General features: G+C 62.0%; 15 protein-coding genes. 10 read left to right on the top strand and 5 right to left on the bottom strand.

Annotated features, from left to right (window positions below; all coding sequences use genetic code 11):
* Nucleotides 1-87: 87 nt before the first annotated feature.
* From fdhF to PYR65_RS03390, 3 genes are all read left to right on the top strand, one after another.
* Nucleotides 88-2,967 carry a formate dehydrogenase subunit alpha gene (fdhF, locus tag PYR65_RS03400; RefSeq protein WP_276119899.1) on the top strand — a complete coding sequence of 960 codons (2,880 nt, stop codon included), beginning with the start codon at nt 88-90 and terminating at the stop codon, nt 2,965-2,967.
* A gap of 331 nt (nt 2,968-3,298) precedes the next feature.
* Entirely contained in the window at nt 3,299-4,126 is an 828-nt protein-coding gene (gene fdhD / locus PYR65_RS03395) for a formate dehydrogenase accessory sulfurtransferase FdhD (protein ID WP_276119898.1), read from the top strand.
* The gene (locus tag PYR65_RS03390; protein ID WP_276119897.1) at nt 4,116-4,454 is read left to right on the top strand and encodes a formate dehydrogenase subunit delta; all 339 of its coding nucleotides are present in this window, start codon (nt 4,116-4,118) and stop codon (nt 4,452-4,454) included. The genes fdhD and PYR65_RS03390 overlap by 11 nt, the downstream gene beginning before the upstream one ends.
* 43 nt (nt 4,455-4,497) lie before the next feature.
* On the opposite strand, the gene PYR65_RS03385 is transcribed toward PYR65_RS03390, so the two are convergent.
* The gene (locus PYR65_RS03385) at nt 4,498-5,079 is read right to left on the bottom strand and encodes a TetR/AcrR family transcriptional regulator (RefSeq protein WP_276119896.1); all 582 of its coding nucleotides are present in this window, start codon (nt 5,077-5,079) and stop codon (nt 4,498-4,500) included.
* A 117-nt stretch (nt 5,080-5,196) separates the two neighbouring features.
* Between PYR65_RS03385 and PYR65_RS03380 the strand changes: the two genes are divergently transcribed.
* From PYR65_RS03380 to PYR65_RS03355, 6 genes are all read left to right on the top strand, one after another.
* Nucleotides 5,197-5,835 (top strand): class I SAM-dependent methyltransferase, encoded by a 639-nt coding sequence (locus tag PYR65_RS03380; RefSeq protein ID WP_276119895.1) that lies wholly within the window; start codon nt 5,197-5,199, stop codon nt 5,833-5,835.
* A gap of 5 nt (nt 5,836-5,840) precedes the next feature.
* The gene (locus tag PYR65_RS03375) at nt 5,841-6,857 is read left to right on the top strand and encodes an NAD-dependent epimerase/dehydratase family protein (protein ID WP_276119894.1); all 1,017 of its coding nucleotides are present in this window, start codon (nt 5,841-5,843) and stop codon (nt 6,855-6,857) included.
* A gap of 227 nt (nt 6,858-7,084) precedes the next feature.
* Nucleotides 7,085-7,789 carry a pentapeptide repeat-containing protein gene (locus PYR65_RS03370; RefSeq protein ID WP_276119893.1) on the top strand — a complete coding sequence of 235 codons (705 nt, stop codon included), beginning with the start codon at nt 7,085-7,087 and terminating at the stop codon, nt 7,787-7,789.
* Nucleotides 7,790-7,964: 175 nt separating this feature from the next.
* Entirely contained in the window at nt 7,965-9,326 is a 1,362-nt protein-coding gene (locus PYR65_RS03365; protein ID WP_276119892.1) for a sigma-54-dependent transcriptional regulator, read from the top strand.
* Nucleotides 9,319-11,322: a sensor histidine kinase gene (locus tag PYR65_RS03360; protein ID WP_276119891.1), complete on the top strand. Its 2,004-nt coding sequence runs from the start codon at nt 9,319-9,321 to the stop codon at nt 11,320-11,322. Before PYR65_RS03365 ends, PYR65_RS03360 begins: the two co-directional genes overlap by 8 nt.
* A gap of 238 nt (nt 11,323-11,560) precedes the next feature.
* Nucleotides 11,561-13,213, top strand: a complete 1,653-nt coding sequence (locus tag PYR65_RS03355) for an OFA family MFS transporter (protein WP_060639040.1) — start codon at nt 11,561-11,563, stop codon at nt 13,211-13,213.
* A 161-nt stretch (nt 13,214-13,374) separates the two neighbouring features.
* Here PYR65_RS03355 and PYR65_RS03350 read toward each other — a convergent pair whose 3' ends face one another.
* On the bottom strand, nt 13,375-13,806 hold the full coding sequence (locus PYR65_RS03350) for an Lrp/AsnC family transcriptional regulator (RefSeq protein ID WP_060639039.1): 432 nt from the start codon (nt 13,804-13,806) through the stop codon (nt 13,375-13,377).
* Between the two features lie 124 nt (nt 13,807-13,930).
* Between PYR65_RS03350 and PYR65_RS03345 the strand changes: the two genes are divergently transcribed.
* A complete protein-coding gene (locus tag PYR65_RS03345) occupies nt 13,931-15,034 on the top strand; it encodes a saccharopine dehydrogenase family protein (RefSeq protein ID WP_276119890.1) in 1,104 nt (367 codons plus the stop codon).
* Between the two features lie 352 nt (nt 15,035-15,386).
* Here PYR65_RS03345 and PYR65_RS03340 read toward each other — a convergent pair whose 3' ends face one another.
* From PYR65_RS03340 to PYR65_RS03330, 3 genes are all read right to left on the bottom strand, one after another.
* Nucleotides 15,387-15,794: a F0F1 ATP synthase subunit epsilon gene (locus tag PYR65_RS03340; protein ID WP_060639096.1), complete on the bottom strand. Its 408-nt coding sequence runs from the start codon at nt 15,792-15,794 to the stop codon at nt 15,387-15,389.
* Between the two features lie 128 nt (nt 15,795-15,922).
* The gene (gene atpD, locus PYR65_RS03335; RefSeq protein WP_060639037.1) at nt 15,923-17,485 is read right to left on the bottom strand and encodes a F0F1 ATP synthase subunit beta; all 1,563 of its coding nucleotides are present in this window, start codon (nt 17,483-17,485) and stop codon (nt 15,923-15,925) included.
* A 24-nt stretch (nt 17,486-17,509) separates the two neighbouring features.
* A complete protein-coding gene (locus PYR65_RS03330; RefSeq protein ID WP_060639036.1) occupies nt 17,510-18,394 on the bottom strand; it encodes a F0F1 ATP synthase subunit gamma in 885 nt (294 codons plus the stop codon).
* Nucleotides 18,395-18,413 lie beyond the last annotated feature (19 nt).

Raw genomic sequence — 18,413 nt, 5'->3', positions numbered from 1 at the left:
CGGCTGCCCCCATTGAAATTTCGCACAATTTTGTGCGATCCACAACCGGGCACTGGATAAAAAACAACATGCACCAGGAGGTTCGCAATGCCCCTCGTCTCTGAAATCGACTTCGGCACACCCGCCTCCCGCTCGGAAAAGATGGTGACGCTGACCATTGACGGCAACGAGATCACCGTGCCGGAGGGCACGTCGATCATGCGGGCCTCGATGGAAGCCGGCATCCAGGTGCCAAAGCTCTGCGCCACCGACATGGTCGATGCCTTCGGCTCCTGCCGTCTCTGTCTCGTGGAAATCGAGGGACGTAACGGCACGCCGGCATCCTGCACGACCCCCGTCGCCCCCGGTATCACCGTCCATACCCAGACGAGCCGTCTGAAGGACATCCGCAAAGGCGTGATGGAGCTCTATATCTCCGACCACCCGCTGGACTGTCTGACCTGTGCCGCCAATGGCGACTGCGAGCTGCAGGACATGGCCGGTGCCGTCGGCCTTCGCGATGTGCGCTATGGCTATGAGGGCGACAACCACGTCAAGGCGCGCAATAATGGCGATATCAATGCCAAATGGATGCCGAAGGACGAAAGCAATCCCTACTTCACCTATGATCCCTCGAAATGCATCGTCTGTTCGCGCTGCGTGCGGGCCTGTGAAGAGGTGCAGGGCACGTTTGCGCTGACCATCGAGGGCCGTGGCTTCGGCTCGCGCGTTTCGCCCGGCATGCACGAGAACTTCCTGGAATCGGAATGCGTTTCCTGCGGCGCCTGCGTCCAGGCCTGCCCGACTGCGACGCTGACCGAGAAATCCGTCATCGCCATCGGCCAGCCCGAACATTCGGTCGTCACCACCTGCGCCTATTGCGGCGTCGGCTGCTCGTTCAAGGCGGAGATGCGCGGCGAAGAGCTGGTGCGCATGGTGCCCTGGAAGGACGGACAGGCCAATCGCGGCCATTCCTGCGTCAAGGGCCGCTTTGCCTATGGCTATTCGACCCATAAGGAACGCGTCCTCAACCCGATGATCCGCGAAAAGATCAGCGATCCCTGGCGCGAAGTCAGCTGGGAGGAGGCGCTTGCCCATACAGCCAGCGAATTCCGCCGCATCCAGTATCAATATGGCCGCGAATCCATCGGCGGCATCACCTCCTCGCGCTGCACCAACGAGGAAACCTACCTCGTTCAGAAGCTGATCCGCTCCGGCTTCGGCAATAACAATGTCGATACCTGCGCCCGTGTCTGCCATTCGCCGACCGGCTATGGCCTCGGCGCCACCTTCGGCACCTCGGCCGGCACGCAGAATTTCGATTCGGTCGAATTTACCGATGTCGTCATCATCATCGGCGCCAACCCGACCGATGGCCACCCGGTCTTTGCCTCCCGCCTGAAGAAGCGCCTGCGTCAGGGCGCCAAGCTGATCGTCATCGATCCGCGCCGCACCGACATGGTTTCCTCGCCGCATATCAAGGCGTCGCATCACCTGCCGCTGCGCCCCGGCACCAATGTCGCGATCGTCACGGCGCTGGCCCATGTCATCGTCACCGAGGGCCTGTTCGACGAGACATTCATCCGCGAACGCTGCGACTGGTCGGAATTCGAGGATTGGGCATCCTTCGTGTCCGAGCCGCATCATAGCCCCGAAGCCATCGAGCAGCTGACCGGCGTTCCCGCCGAAGAGGTTCGTGGCGCTGCCCGCCTGTTTGCCACCGGCGGCAATGGCGCGATCTATTACGGTCTCGGTGTTACCGAGCATAGCCAGGGCTCGACCACTGTCATCGGCATTGCCAATCTGGCCATGGCGACCGGCAATATCGGCCGTCCGGGCGTCGGCGTAAATCCGCTGCGCGGCCAGAACAATGTTCAGGGCGCCTGCGACATGGGCTCCTTCCCGCACGAGCTTCCCGGCTATCGTCACGTCTCCGACGATGCGACCCGCGAAACCTTCGAAAAGCTCTGGGGCGTCACCATCTCCAACGAACCGGGTCTGCGCATTCCCAATATGCTGGACGCCGCCGTCGATGGCTCGTTCAAGGGTATCTATATCCAGGGCGAAGACATTCTTCAGTCCGACCCCGATACCAAGCATGTGCAGGCCGGCCTTGCCGCCATGGAATGCGTCGTCGTGCAGGACCTGTTCCTCAACGAAACCGCCAACTACGCCCATGTCTTCCTGCCGGGCTCGACCTTCCTGGAAAAGGACGGCACGTTCACCAATGCCGAACGCCGCATCAACCGCGTCCGCCGCGTCATGACGCCCCGCAACGGCTATGCCGATTGGGAAGTGACGCAGAAGCTGGCGCAGGCGATGGGCCTTGCCTGGAACTACGCCCATCCCTCCGAGATCATGGACGAGATTGCCGCAACGACGCCAAGCTTCGCCATGGTCTCCTACGATTATCTGGAAAAGATGGGCTCCGTGCAGTGGCCCTGCAACGAGAAGGCGCCGCTCGGATCGCCGATCATGCATATTGACGGCTTCGTGCGCGGCAAGGGCAAGTTCATCCGCACCGAATATGTCGCGACCGACGAAAAGACCGGCCCGCGCTTCCCGCTTCTGCTCACCACCGGCCGCATTCTCAGCCAGTACAATGTCGGCGCCCAGACCCGGCGCACCGACAATGTCGTCTGGCATGAGGAGGACCGGCTGGAAATCCACCCGCACGATGCCGAACTGCGCGGCGTGCGCGATGGCGACTGGGTGAAGCTGCAAAGCCGCTCCGGCGATACGACGCTGCGCGCGCTCATCACCGACCGCGTCGCAACCGGCGTCGTCTACACCACCTTCCACCACCCGACGACGCAAGCCAACGTCATCACCACCGACTTCTCCGACTGGGCAACCAACTGCCCTGAGTATAAGGTCACCGCAGTGCAGATCTCGCCGTCCAACGGCCCCTCGCAGTGGCAGATCGACTATGACGAACAAGCCCGCCAGTCCCGCCGGATTTCCGGCAAGCTGGAGGCTGCGGAGTAGCAGGTGACGCCGGACTGCGGCAAACTGCGACTGCAGAAGAACAAAGAATGATGAATGTGACGCATGCACCCCCCTCTGTCCCTCCAGGACATCTCCCCCTCAAGGGGGGAGATTGGTCGCTGCATGCGCGGCAAACTCCCCCTTCTCCCCAGCGGGGAAAAGGTGCCCGAAGGGCGGATGAGGGGGGCCGCAGGCCAGTTCCGCATACGCCGCTTCTCGCCAAGGCTGCCCAAAAAAACGATCCCAATCGCCAGGAAAAAATGGCTTCGCCCCCCTCATCCGGCGCTTTGCGCCACCTTCTCCCCGCTGGGGAGAAGAGGGAGTGCGCGGTATGACCCCGTTGAACCTCACCCAGACCGTTTCGGAGACTGCGCATCGCAGCGGCAAGCTCACGGCCGGGTCACGCGTGGTGCCGGAGGAAACGCCGATCGCGCTTTCCTATGGCGGCTCGACCCATGCCGTGATGATGGCCACACCCGGCGATTTCGAGGATTTTGCTGTCGGCTTCAGCCTGACGGAAGGGATCATCACCCATCCCGGCGAAATCGAATCGATCGAGGCCGTTGCCGATGAAAAGGGCATCGACCTGCAGATCACGCTGAAGAACGAGCAGAACGACGCGCTCGTCTCGCGCCGCCGCCACATGGCCGGTCCCGTCGGCTGCGGGCTTTGCGGCATCGAATCGATCGAGCAGGCCGTGCGCAAGACGCCGTCGGTCTCGGCCTCGGCATTGCGGCTGTCGCAACAGGAGATCATCGAGGCCGTCGCCCTCCTCAACGGCCAGCAGCCGCTGCATTTCGAAACGCGCGCCGTGCATGGCGCCGGCTTCTATGTGCCCGGCAAGGGCCTGATCGCCGTGCGCGAGGATGTCGGCCGCCACAATGCGCTGGACAAGCTGGTAGGGGCTGCGGCCCGGGCCGGGCACGCAGGATCAACCGGCGCCGTTGTCGTCACCAGCCGCGTCTCCGTCGAGATGGTGCAGAAAACCGCCATCATCGGCAGCCCGTTCATCATCGCCATATCGGCACCGACGGCGCTTGCCATCCGCACCGCGGACGAGGCGGGAATGACGCTGATTGCGCTGGTGCGCGGCGCCGATTTCGAGATTTTCACGCAACCCCACCGCATTCAATCCGGAGCCATCGCCGATGTCGCTTGATAACACCAATGGCAAACTTGTCCGCATGGCCAACCAGATCGCCACCTTCTTCAAATCGCAGCCAGAAGACGAGCGCGTCGAGGGCGTGGCAACCCATATCAACAAGTTCTGGGAGCCACGCATGCGCAAGGCTTTCTTTGAGCTGATCGAACAGGGCGACGCCGGCTTCGATCCGCTCGTCATCTCCGCCGCCGCCATCATCAAGCCCCCCTATTCCGGCTCCGAGGGCGTCGGCACCGGCAGCGATGCGGCCGCTGGCGCGCCCGGCGGCAAGGGCACGGCGGCAGGCGAATCCCTGTCCGAACCGAGCATTCCGGAAAAGGCCTGAGACCCGTTCGAGCGCCTCATCTTTAATCGGAAGCCGCCGGCGGTCACGCCTGGACCAGCTGGCTCACAAGCCCATGCAGGACCCTTTCCAGCTCCGGGTTGAAATTTTCCGTCAAGGCCTCCAGCCCGATGACCTGGCGCATGATCTGGATTCCGGCCACAAGCGACAGGAGCACGGCCGCCCTCTGCGGCCCCGCCTCGCCTGAGAGCGCCAGGCTGACGTTTTTCTGGTGGTGATCCTCGATCACATTCCGGGCGATCGCCAGCGCCCTTTCATTGGATGCCGATCGCAACATGATCAAAAAGCCGTCCAGTGCCGTGGCGCCGGGTTGCGTGAACTGCAACAGCGCCTTGCTGATTCTGGCAGCCCTGTCGGGTGCGTTCAGCGTTTCTGCGGTGGCGATGATCGGGCTCTGGTTTGCGCGTGCCAAAACCTCCTCAAACAAAGCTTCCTTTGAGCCGAAATAACGATTGATCAGCATGGCGGTAACGCCTGCCCCCTTGGCAATATCGCGCACGCCAGCTCCGTCATATCCCGACGTTACAAACGCATGACGCGCTGATTCAAGGATCGCCGCGCGCGTGGCGGCGGCATCGCGCGAGCGGGTTGGCTTGCGGCAAAACATCGTGATACCTCTTTTAATCTACACCTGTAGACTTATCGTTATTTCCGAAGTATACAGCTGTAGACAATCGACTGCAACGACGCCGCAGCGTTTCCAACGGAAAACGAGGAACTGCCTTTGACCCATATATGCACCCCATCCGATCGCTGGCATTTCTTCCGCACATGGGCGTCAGATCCGTTCCGCGTCGCAGCGATTGCGCCCTCCAGCCAGTCTCTCGCCCGTTTGATCACGAAGGAAATCGTTCTGGCAAACGCGCCTGTCATTGAGCTCGGTCCAGGAACCGGGGTCTTCACCAAGGCGCTCCTCGACAGGGGCCTCTCCCCCAATGATCTGGTCCTGATCGAATATGGTGCGGAGTTCACCGGCCTCTTGAAGCAGCGATTTCCGCAAGCCAGCGTGTTCAATCTCGATGCCGCCCATCTTGGAGACAGGCGGCTGCCGATCACGCAGGAGGCCGGCGCCGTGATCAGCGGCCTGCCGCTGCTGTCCATGTCGCCGCGCAAGGTGATGTCGATCCTCAATGGTGCCTTTTCGCGGATAAGGACCGGCGGTCATTTCTATCAGTTCACCTATGGACCCCGGTGCCCCGTGCCCAGGCCGATCCTCGACCGGCTTGGCCTGAAGGCAAGGCGGATCGGCACGACCTTGCAAAATCTGCCGCCCGCATCGGTCTACCGTATCAGCCGGCGGCATGGCATTTCCGGTCTGATCCATCCGGCCGCCGCCACCAGCCCTTCATCCACGGAGCAGTAATCGTCATGGCAACGGTCCTCGTTACCGGCGGCACCGGCTATGTCGCCAAATGGTGCATTGTCGAACTGCTCCGGCAGAACCACCACGTCCGCACCACGGTGCGCGACCTGAAGCGGGGGCCGGACATTCGCGATGCGGTGAAGCGCGTGGTCGAAAACACCGAACGGCTGTCCTTCGCCGCAGCAGACCTTTTGCAGGACGAAGGCTGGGACAGCGCGATGGCGGGCTGCGATTACGTTCTCCACGTGGCTTCGCCGCTTGGGGGCGGGGCGGAAGGCGACCAGAATTCGTTTGTCGCCCCGGCACGCGACGGCACGATCAGGGTTTTGAAGGCGGCCGTGGCTGCAGGCGTCAAACGCGTGGTCATGACCTCTGCTGCAGCGACGGCGCGGCCGCCGCTGGATTCCGGACGCATCAGCGACGAAACGATCTGGGCCGATCCCGATGACCCGCAATTCGATGCCTACCGGGTCTCGAAAATCCTCGCCGAACGGGCGGCATGGGATTTCATGGCAGAACATGGCGGCGCAACAGAATTCACAACCATCCTTCCCGGCGCGGTTTTCGGCCCGGTGCTGACAGACGGCAATCTCGGCTCGGTCAAGATCATCGCCGATCTCGTCGAGGGGCGGCCGAAAGCCATGCCGAAACTCGGTTTCTGGGTCGTGGACGTCCGCGATCTGGCGGATATCCATATCAAGGCAATGCTCTCGCCACATTCAGCCGGCGAGCGCTTCATTGCCGCTTCGGAATTCATGTGGATGGCCGATATTTCCGGGGCGTTGCGCGAAAGCCCCGGCCAGCTTGGACGCAAAGCACCGAAATACCAGTTGCCGACGGCACTTGTCCGGTTGTTACTGCCCTTCCTGCCAAGCTTGAAACCCCTTGCACCCCTGATCGGCCGCAAATTCCTCCTGGCTGGGCAAAAGGCGCGCGATGTACTGGGTTTCCAGCCGCGCCCCGGCAAGACAACCATTATCGATTGCGCCGAAAGCCTGGCCGCGCGGAGTTGGGCGCGATGAAGGCGTTCCGGGCTACGCGGATCCATGACAATTTGCCCACCCGCCGTTGAGCCAGACCGGCATCCGGGTGAGCCGCCCATACCGAAAAAGTTCGTCCGGTTCCGGTCCTTGCCGTCAGCAGTCTATGGTGCTTGCCGCGTTTCCACGATACCGGTTCGATCAGCAGTGGCCGGCAAGGTGAGTGGTCCTGCGCCATGTGTCCTCGGTCACCAACAAGGAACAGCGTCATGGCCACCGCCCCGGACCCGATTTTACCGGCCAATATCATCGAGAACAGCGAGCTTGATCGCAACGCGGTCGAACGCCTTTCGAAAACCGGTCTCCCGCACCGGCTCACAGCCTGCGTGCTGGAGGACGCTGATCTTTCACGCCTGATGCTGGAGGGCTGGATCCTTGAGGATTGCAACGTCAAGCAGGTCAATTTCACCGGCGCAAAGCTCAGCGGCACTGTCTGGAAGAGCTGCAAGGGCGGCCTTGCCGATTTTACCGGCTGCGATTTCTCCGAGAGCCGGATCGAGGGATGCGACTTCAACAACAGCAATTTCCGGGGCGCGACGCTGACCGGTGCTGAGATCGTCCGCAGTAAATTGACCGGCGCGAACCTGTCGGAAGCAAAGACCCTCAACCTCACCTTCACAGAAACCCGCCTGGCCGACGCCCGCCTGCCCGGCCTGTCGTTTCGAAAGGCCCGTCTCAATGGCCTCGATTTCCAGATGGCGGACCTCAAGAAATGCGATTTCCGCGACGCGATCTTTCAGGATTGCAGCCTGCGCGACGCCAATCTCGTCGACTGCCGCTTTGAAGGCGCCGACCTTCGCGGCGCCGACCTCGGCGGCATCCGCCTTTTGAACGCCAAGCAATTCAAGGGCGCAACCATCTCGCGCGATCAGGCAGGTCAGCTGCTTGCGGAACTGGGCCTGAAAGTGCGGTAAGTGCCCTCCTCAGCAAGCCCCGCAACGCCCCTACCAGCCGGCCCGCCCTAACCAATCCCGCTGTTTACCGAAACAAACGCGAAACCGCTTGGTCCCTGCCGGTCAGCCTTGCTATGGTCGGCCTTGTCAAAAGAGGGAGAGACTTTTGCAGGGAGAGGCAGCGCGAAAAACGTCCATGCCGGAGCGGGATCCCGAGTTCGGTCCGTGGCTTGCGCAGGCATCCATTCTGATTGTCGATGACGAGCCGGGCATGCGCAATTTCCTGGTCCGCACGCTCGGGCCCCGCTGCAAACGGATCGAGGAGGCGGCCGATACCGACGAGGCCTCGCGCAAGCTCGACGCGCATCATTTCGACGTGGTGATCCTCGACAATATCATGCCCGGCAAGAACGGCGTCGATTGGCTGGCCGAGCAGCGCGCCATCGGCTTTTTTGCCGAAGCCATCCTGATCACCGCCTTTGCCGACCTTGAAACCGCGATCCAGGCGCTGCGCGCCGGTGCCGTCGATTTTGTCTTGAAACCCTTCCGCTCCAACCAGATCCTCAATTCCGTCGCCCGCTGCCTTGATCGCATGCGGCTGCAGCGCGAAAATTTCGTGTTGCGCTACGAGCTGAAGGCTACGTCCGATCATATCCTCCTGCGCGACCGGCTGATCGGCACGTCACGGGTGATCGGCGATGTCCGCGATACCATTGCGCGCGTCGCCCCGCTGCCGACCTCCGTGCTTTTGACCGGCGAATCCGGCACGGGCAAGGAAGTTGCCGCCCGCTCGCTGCACACCTTGTCCGACCGGGTGGACAAGCCGTTCGTCCCGGTCAACTGCGCCGCCATTCCCGCCGACATGATCGAAACCGAGCTGTTCGGCCATATCAGGGGGGCCTTTACCGGCGCTGAAAACAACCGTGAAGGCCTGTTCACCCATGCCCAGGGCGGCACGCTGTTTCTCGATGAGATCGGCGAAATGCCGCTCGCCACGCAAAGCAAGCTGCTGCGCGTCATCGAAGACCGCCGCGTCCGGCCTGTCGGTTCCGAACGCGAGGTTCCCGTCGATCTGCGCTTCGTATTCGCCACCAATGCCGATCTGCAGAAGGAGGTCGAGAAAGGCCGCTTTCGCGCCGATCTGTTCTATCGCATCAACGTCATGCAGCTCCATCTGCCGCCGCTGCGCGACCGGGGCAATGACGTGCAGGAACTGGCAGACCTGTTCATGCAGAAACTGTCGCAACAGCTGGGCATGCCGCCGGTGCCGATCGACGCGCCGGTGCGCGCGACGCTTACGCGCTACGCCTGGCCCGGCAATGTCCGCGAGCTGCGCAATCTCATCGAACGCTCGCTGATCCTCGGCAAATTTCCCGAAGATTTCCGCGGCGGCCGCACGCAGGAGGCTGACCTCGCCGGCGAAACGCTGGACGATGTCGAGCGGCGGCATATCCTGGCCGTCCTGGAGGAAACCGGCGGCAACCGCGATGAGGCGGCCCGCCGTCTTGGCATTTCGCGCAAGACCATCGACCGCAAATGCGCTGCCTGGAATGGCTGAACAGCCTCGCCTTAAGGAGCGCCCTGCCCGCTCCATCCGCTTCAGGCTTCTGGCCATCGCGCTCCTGCCGACGCTGGTCATCCTGCCGCTGCTGCTGGGTATCGCCATTACCCGCTGGAACGCGAAATTCGATGCGCTGCTGATCACCAAGGTCAATGGCGACCTCACCATCGCCCATCAATATCTCTCCCGCATCCTCGAAAACACCGGCGAGCATATCCAGGCGCTGGCCGTCTCCGCCGCATTTCGCGACACGGTAGGCGGCGGTGACACAGCGGCCCTGCCAAACTTCCTGGAAGACAGCCGCCGGACGCTCGGCCTCGATTTCCTGATGCTTGTCGATGAAGAGGGACGGCCGCTGCATGCGCAAGGGCCGGCACAGGGCGCGTGGCCGGTCGTGGCCGCGGCACTGAATGGCACATCCTCGACCGCCATCGATATTTTCTCCAACGAGCAGCTAGCCGCACTCTCGCCCGCCTTTGCCGAGCGCGCCCGCATCGAGCTGGTCGAAACCCCGAACGCTGTGCCGACCGGCCGCAAGAGCGAAACGCGCGGCATGACCGTGCATTCGGCCAGTCCGGTAACACTCGCAAACGGCTTAAAGGCCGCATTGGTCGGCGGCATCCTGCTCAATCAGAATCTCGTCTTCATCGATACGATCAACGATCTCGTCTACCGTGAGGCGAGCCTGCCGGAAGGCAGCAAGGGCACCGCGACGCTGTTTCTCGATGACGTGCGCGTCAGCACCAATGTGCGTCTTTTCGAGGATCGCCGGGCGCTGGGAACCCGCGTGTCCGCCGCCGTGCGCACAGCCGTTTTGGGCGAGGGCCGCACCTGGCTCGACAGCGCCTTTGTCGTCAACGACTGGTACATCTCGGCCTATGAGCCGATTGTCGACAGTTTTGGCAAGCGCGTCGGCATGCTCTATGTCGGCTTTCTGGAGACGCCCTTCCGGCAGGCGAAATACACGACGCTGCTCACCATCGTACTCGCCTTTCTGGCCGTCACCGCCGCCAGCGTGCCGATCTTCCTGCGCTGGGCGCGGGCGATCTTCAAGCCGCTGGAACGCATGAGCGATACCATCACCCGCGTCGAAGGCGGCAATATGGGCGCCCGCACAGAGTTGAGGGCGGCAAGCGACGAGATCGGCCGGGTGGCACTGCATCTCGACGGCCTGCTCGATCAGCTGCAGCAGCGCGATCGCGAGCTGCGGCAATGGAACGAGGAATTGAACGACCGCGTGGCCGAGCGCACCAGCGAATTGGAGCTGGCCAACCGCCAGATCGAGGCGACCACCAAGCAGCTGATCATGTCGGAAAAACTCGCCGCCATCGGCGAGATCACCGCCGGCGTCGCCCATGAGATCAACAATCCCATCGCCGTCATCCAGGGCAATCTCGATGTGGTCCGCAGCGTTCTCGGCGCAAGGGCCGACGAAGCAAAGGTCGAGTTCCGGCTGATCGACGAACAGATCCACCGCATCAGCCAGATCGTCACCAAGCTCCTGCAATTTGCCAAGCCCGAGGAATATGCCGGCTATGTCGAGCGCCATGCGCCATCGGACGTGATCTCCGACTGCCTGCCGCTGGTCCAGCATCTGCTCCACAAGGCCGAGATCAAGCTCGTCCGCGACGACCGCGCCCGGCGGCTGGTGCTGATGAACCGCACCGAACTGCAGCAGGTGGCGGTCAACCTGATCGTCAATGCCATCCATGCCATGCCGAAAGGCGGCGTGCTGACGATCCGCATTTTGGATCAGGATTTTGAGACGCGGCCCGGCGTGCGCATCGACATCGCAGATACCGGCGTCGGCATGACGCCGGAGCTGATCGGCAAGATCTTTGACCCGTTTTTCACCACAAAGCGCCAGGAAGGAACGGGCCTTGGCCTCTCCATCAGCCAGCGCCTGATCGCGCGCCAGAACGGCCAGATCTCCGTTCAAAGCGAGCCCGGAGAAGGCACGACCTTTTCCATCTGGCTGCCGGAAGCCAACTAAACCGGACAAAATGTCCGCTGCTTTCCGGACATTTTGTCCAATCCCTGCCACGCCGCCGCCATAAGTCATTGAAATCTTGAATGGCCCGATTTGGCACGCCGATTGCTCTGTGATGGTAGGGACGGCAGGGCGACCAACGCGTGGAGGAGCGCGTGTGGGCGATACACTCGGCCATTCCCCGACATGACATTCACTGGGAACGCCCAACGGGACAGGGGCGAATGGAGGAACAACGAACATGGCAGCAACAACGCAAACCCTTGGCAATGGAGGCTCGGTCGGCCTGCTCGACCGCGAGCGCATCATCGCTCAACCGGGCTTCAATCGCTGGCTCGTACCGCCCGCAGCGCTTGCCATCCATCTCTGCATCGGCATGGCCTATGGCTTCAGCGTCTTCTGGCTGCCTTTGTCCAAGGCCATCGGCCCCGCGCCCGATACCTGCTCCACCATGAACCTTGCCTCCGCCCTGTTCACCACCAGCTGCAACTGGCGTGTCTCCGATCTCGGCTGGATCTACACACTGTTCTTCGTGCTTCTCGGCTGTTCGGCCGCCATCTGGGGCGGCTGGCTGGAGCGTGCGGGGCCGCGCAAAGCCGGTTTCGTCTCGGCCTGCTGCTGGTGCGGCGGCATTCTCGTTGCTGCCCTTGGCGTCTACACCCACCAGCTCTGGCTGATGTGGCTTGGCGCCGGTGTCATCGGCGGTATCGGTCTGGGCCTTGGCTATATCTCCCCGGTTTCCACCCTGATCAAATGGTTTCCCGACCGGCGCGGCATGGCGACGGGTATGGCGATCATGGGCTTTGGTGGCGGCGCAATGATCGGCGCGCCGCTTGCCAACCTTTTGATGACCTATTTCCGCACCGATATGTCGGCGGGCGTCTGGCAGACCTTCGTCGTCATGGCCATCATCTATTTCGTCTTCATGATGGGCGGCGCCTTCGGCTACCGCATCCCGCCGGCCGGCTGGCGTCCGGAAGGCTGGACTGCCCCCGCCTCCAAGAGCACGATGATCACCACCAAGCACGTGCATCTGCGCGATGCTCATAAGACGAAGCAGTTCTGGCTCATCTGGGCCGTGCTCTGCCTCAATGTCTCGGCCGGTATCGGCGTCATCGGCATGGCCTCGCCCATGCTGCAGGAGATTTTCGCGGGCTCGCTGATCGGCCTGCCGGATGTCGCCTTTGCCGATCTCGACACCACGCAAAAGGCTTCGATCGCGGCGATTGCCGCAGGCTTTACCGGGCTTCTCTCGCTGTTCAATATCGGTGGCCGCTTCTTCTGGGCATCGCTGTCGGACAAGATCGGCCGCAAGAACACGTATTTCTGCTTCTTCGTGCTTGGCATCGTGCTCTATGCGCTGGCTCCCACGCTGGCCGGCCTTGGCAACAAGGCGCTGTTCGTGCTGGCCTTCGGCATCATCCTGTCGATGTATGGCGGTGGCTTTGCGACTATTCCCGCCTATCTCGCCGATATTTTCGGCACCCAGTTCGTTGGCGCCATCCATGGGCGTCTGCTGACGGCCTGGGCAACGGCAGGGATCGTCGGCCCGGTTGTGGTCAACTATATCCGCGAAGCGCAGATCTCGGCCGGCGTCGCCCCCGGACCGGAACTCTACACCGGCACGATGTACATCCTCGCCGGCATGTTGGCGCTCGGCCTGATTGCCAATGCGCTGGTGCGGCCGCTCTCGGACAAGTGGTTCATGAAGGACGAGGAAGTGGCAGCCCTGCAGGCCAAGACCGCTGCGGCCAATGCCGGCCCGACCGGCTCCTTCGGCATCGGCACGGGCGGCTTCGATGGCAAGGCCCTGATCGCCTGGGCGATCGTCGGCATCCCGATGCTCTGGGGCGTCTGGGTGACGCTGCGGGCGAGCATGGTGCTGTTCGGGTAGAGAAACTTGCGGGGCACCTTGCCCCTCATCCGCCCTGTCGGGCACCTTCTCCCCGTCATGACGGGGAGAAGGACCTTGCCGCAATCTCCGTCATCCCCTCTCCCCGCCTGCGGGGAGAGGGCTAGGGTGAGGGGCAATCCCCGCACACCTCAGCCGAATGTTCACCTGTTGATCCGCGTCGACAGAATGATCGACGACAGCGTCTTTTCCACGCCGTCGATCTCGCCGATCCGGTCGATCACCAGATCGAGTTCGCTGATCGATGACGCCGCAACGATGGCGATGAGATCAAAGCTGCCGCTGACCGAATGCAACGTGCGCACATCCTCGATATCGTGCAGCTCCTGGGTCACCCGCCCCAGCGCTTTCGCGGCCAGTGTGATCAGCACATGCGCCTTGACCAGTCCCTTCTCGAAATCATCCGACAGCCGGACGCCATAGCCGGCAATCACGCCGTCCCGCTCCAAGCGTTCAAGCTTGGCCTGCACCGTGGTGCGCGACAGGCCGAGTTTGCGCGCCAGGAGCGCCGTCGGCATGCGGGCATTCTCGCTGAGAATCGCCAGAAGATGCCGGTCCTTGTCTGCCAACGTCATTATGAACATCCTTATCGGCACTATGCCGACTAATGACCGGCATTTTTATCAGATCACCGCTTCAGATCAACCACCAGACAGACGACAATGGACGCTCAGACAGTTTAATTCGGGGGGACCCATTATGAAAAACATCGTTGTCATCGGCGCCGGCAAGATCGGCTCGACCATCGCCCGCCTTCTCGCCCATTCCGGCGACTACCAGGTGACGCTGGCTGACCGTAGCGCCGAACAGCTCGCCATGATCGAAAAGCACGATGCTTTGTCGGTCGCGCAGATCGACATCTCCGACAGCGCCGCCATGATCTCCCTGCTGACAGGCAAGTTCGCCGTCCTCAGCGCCGCCCCGTTCCACCTGACGATCGCCATTGCCGAAGCCGCCTCCACGGCCGGGGTGCATTATCTCGATCTGACCGAGGATGTTGAATCTACCCGCCGCGTCAAGGAAATCGCCGAAACCGCCAATACCGCCTTCATCCCGCAATGCGGCCTGGCACCGGGCTTCATCTCGATCGTCGCCAACGACCTTGCCAGCCGCTTCGACACGCTCGACAGCGTGCGCATGCGCGTCGGCGCCCTGCCGCAGTACCCGTCCAACGCGCTCAACTATAACCTGACCTGGAGCACCGACGGCGTCATCAACGAATATATCGAGCCCTGCGAAGCCATCGTCGAAGGTCAGCTGATCGAAGTGCCGGCGCTGGAAGAGCGCGAGGAATTCTCGCTCGACGGCGTCACCTATGAGGCCTTCAACACGTCGGGCGGGCTCGGCACGCTCTGCGAAACGCTGAAGGGCAAGGTGCGCACGCTCAACTACCGCACCATCCGCTATCCCGGCCATGCCGCGATCATGAAGGCGCTTCTCAATGACCTTGGCCTGCGTCACCGCCGCGAAGTCCTGAAGGACATCTTCGAAAACTCGCTGCCATCGACCATGCAGGACGTCGTCATCATCTTCGTCACCGTCTCCGGCCGCAAGGAAGGCCGCCTGGTGCAGGAAACCTATGCCAACAAGGTCTACAGCGCCGTTGTTGCCGGCCGCATGATGAGCGCCATCCAGATCACCACGGCAACCAGCATCTGCGCCGTTCTCGACATGCTGGCCAAGGGCGAACTGCCCACCAAGGGCTTCATCCGCCAGGAAGAAATCGGCCTCGACGCCTTCCTCAAGAGCCGCTTTGGACATCACTACGAACAGCGCGCCTATGCCGACAAGCTGGCCAGCTGACCTGCGGGGATAAAAAGACTTCGAAACCGCAGCGCCCGGGATCCCACGATCCCGGGCGTTTTTGCGCCGGCTTGGTCAATGAACCGCATTGACCCTCCAGCCATCATAAACATCTAGAGAATAGGACTGCCGGGCGCAACGCCGGGCTCCCTCTTCTCCCCCGCGGGGAGAAGTGCCGAGCGCAGCGAGGCGATGAGGGGGCCACACGTTCAGGGGGTAACTCCCCCTCATCCGCCCTTCGGGCACCTTCTCCCCGCTGGGGAGAAGGGAGTACAGGAAACGCACCGCGCAAGCTCCGGACAATAAAAAACCCCGCCGAAGCAGGGTTTGAAATCCAGACCGTTCATGCCTTTCAGGCGGCGACGACGATCTCGTTGAGCTGTGTCAGCTCGGCAAGGAAGCTTTCGAGACGCGTCTTGTGCTCGTCGCTATGCGAGCCATCGTCGAGTTCCGACTTTGTTGCCTCGATGCGCTTGTCGATCAGCTTGGCATCGACTTCGCTGACGGGAACGGCAGATTCGGCCAGCAGCGTGCAGCCGGTCGGCAGGATATCGGCGAAACCGCCAAACACGACATAGCGCGTCACGGTGCCATCTGCAGCCTTGACGCTGACGACGCCCGGCTTGATGGTCGTCATTGTCGGCGCATGGTTGGCCATGACGGTCATTTCGCCTTCCGTTGCCGGAAGAACGACTTCGCTGACGCGCTCGGACAGCAGCAGCCGTTCCGGGGAGACGAGTTCGAAATTGAAATCAGCCATGATCATTCGCTTCTTTTGGCGCTACCGGCGAAAAACCCCGGCAGAAAATCCCGTTCGGCGCGGCCGGATCGTGCCAGCCGCAGCGAGTGACGGCCGGGGCACCGCAAGGGCGCCCCGGTCGAAAGTCATTACGCGGCTTCGGCAGCCAGGCGCTTTGCCTTTTCGATCGCTTCTTCGATAGAGCCGACCATGTAGAAGGCGGCTTCCGGAAGGTGATCGTAATCGCCGTTGACGAGGCCCTTGAAGCCCTTGATCGTGTCTTCGAGCGCAACCAGCTTGCCCGGCGCACCGGTGAAAACTTCGGCGACGAAGAACGGCTGGCTCAGGAAGCGCTCGATCTTACGGGCGCGGGCAACGGCCAGCTTGTCTTCTTCAGACAGTTCGTCCATGCCCAGGATGGCGATGATGTCCTGGAGCGACTTGTAGCGCTGCAGGGTCGTCTGCACCTTACGGGAGATCTCGTAATGCTCTTCGCCGACAACCATCGGGTCAAGCATGCGCGAGGTCGAGTCGAGCGGGTCAACAGCCGGGTAGATACCCTTTTCAGCGATCGAGCGCGACAGAACGGTCGTTGCGTCCAAGTGGGCGAACGATGTTGCCGGTGCCGGGTCGGTCAAGTCGTCGGCCGGAACGTAGATGGCCTGAACCGAGGTGATCGAACCCTTGGTCGTCGTGGTGATGCGTTCCTGCATCTGGCCCATGTCGGTCGCAAGCGTCGGCTGATAGCCCACAGCCGAAGGAATACGGCCGAGAAGAGCCGACACTTCGGAACCTGCCTGGGTGAAGCGGAAGATGTTGTCAACGAAGAACAGAACGTCCTGGCCTTCGTCACGGAACTGTTCGGCAATCGTCAGACCGGTCAGAGCGACGCGAGCGCGGGCGCCCGGCGGTTCGTTCATCTGGCCGTACACGAGGGCTGCCTTGGAGCCTTCGCCGCCGCCGTGCTTGTTCACGCCGGATTCGATCATTTCGTGATAAAGGTCGTTGCCTTCGCGGGTGCGCTCACCCACGCCGGCAAATACCGAATAACCACCATGCGCCTTGGCGACGTTGTTGATCAGTTCCATGATCAGAACCGTCTTGCCAACGCCGGCGCCGCCGAACAGGCCGATCTTGCCGCCCTTGGCGTAAGGCGCCAGGAGGTCGACGACCTTGATGCCGGTAACCAGGATCTGCGCTTCCGTTGACTGCTCGACGTAGGAAGGTGCTTCCTGGTGGATCGAGCGCTTGCCCGAGGTGATCAGCGGACCTGCTTCGTCAACCGGCTCGCCGATGACGTTCATGATGCGGCCGAGTGTTTCCAGGCCAACCGGAACGGTGATCGGAGCGCCCGTGTCCGTGACCGGCTGACCGCGAACCAGACCTTCGGTCGAATCCATGGCGATCGTGCGGACGGCGTTTTCGCCGAGATGCTGGGCAACTTCGAGAACAAGGCGGTTGCCGTTGTTGTCGGTTTCCAGCGCGTTGAGGATCAGCGGCAGATGGCCTTCATCGAAGGTCACATCGACGACGGCGCCGATGACCTGCGTCACGCGGCCGACCGCGCCGGTTGCCGTCACGGCGGCCTGGGCTGCCGGTGCCTTCTTCGCCACAGCGGTTCTCGCTGCTGCTGCCGGCTTTTCCGCTGCTGCCTTCACTGCTGTCGGCTTCTTCACCGCTGCTGTTGTACTGGGGGTAGCTGCCTTAGCCATAATCCTTACCCTCTTTCCGTAACCTTAGAGCGCTTCCGCGCCCGAAATGATTTCAATGAGTTCCTTGGTGATCTGAGCCTGGCGCTGACGGTTGTAGGACAATGTCAGCTTGTTGATCATTTCACCGGCATTGCGCGTGGCATTATCCATCGCGCTCATTTTGGCACCCATTTCACCCGCAACATTTTCGAGCAAAGCCCGGAAAACCTGCACCGAAATGTTGCGCGGAATAAGATCGTTGAGGATCTCGCCCGCATCTGGCTCGTATTCATAGATCGCCGCAGCGGATGCTTCGTCGGTTTTGGCAACTGCAGGAGCAGCGGCCGGGATCAGCTGAAGCGCTGTCGGAACCTGACTGATGACCGACTTGAACTCCGAATAGAACAGAGTGCAAACGTCGAATTCGCCCTTTTCGAACAGGCTGATGACCTTCTTGCCGATCAGGTCGGCATTTTCGAAGCCGACCCGCTTGACTTCACGCAGATCGACACGATCGATGATCAGCGATGAAAATTCGCGGCGAAGGATATCGAAGCCCTTCTTGCCGACGCAGATGATCTTAACCGTCTTGCCTTCGGCGAGCAGTTTGCGCACGTGATCGCGGGCAAAGCGGGCGATTTGGCTGTTGAAGCCGCCGCAAAGTCCGCGTTCTGCCGTGCAGACCACCAGCAGATGCGTCTGGTCGCGGCCATTGCCCGTCATCAGGCGAGGCGCGCTATCGTCCGTGCCCACGGCTTCGGCGATGTTCGCAAGAACGATCGCCATCCGCTGCGAGTAAGGCCGGGCAGCCTCGGCCGCCTCCTGCGCACGCCGAAGCTTCGCCGCGGCGACCATTTTCATCGCCTTGGTGATCTTCTGCGTCGCCTTGACGGAGGCGATCCTGTTTTTCAGATCCTTAAGTGAAGGCATCCGTTGTCCGTCCTAACTG

Origin of the sequence: Pararhizobium qamdonense, assembly GCF_029277445.1 — a bacterium.
Lineage (GTDB): Bacteria > Pseudomonadota > Alphaproteobacteria > Rhizobiales > Rhizobiaceae > Pararhizobium > Pararhizobium qamdonense.
This window is presented reverse-complemented; position numbering and strand designations above follow the sequence as displayed.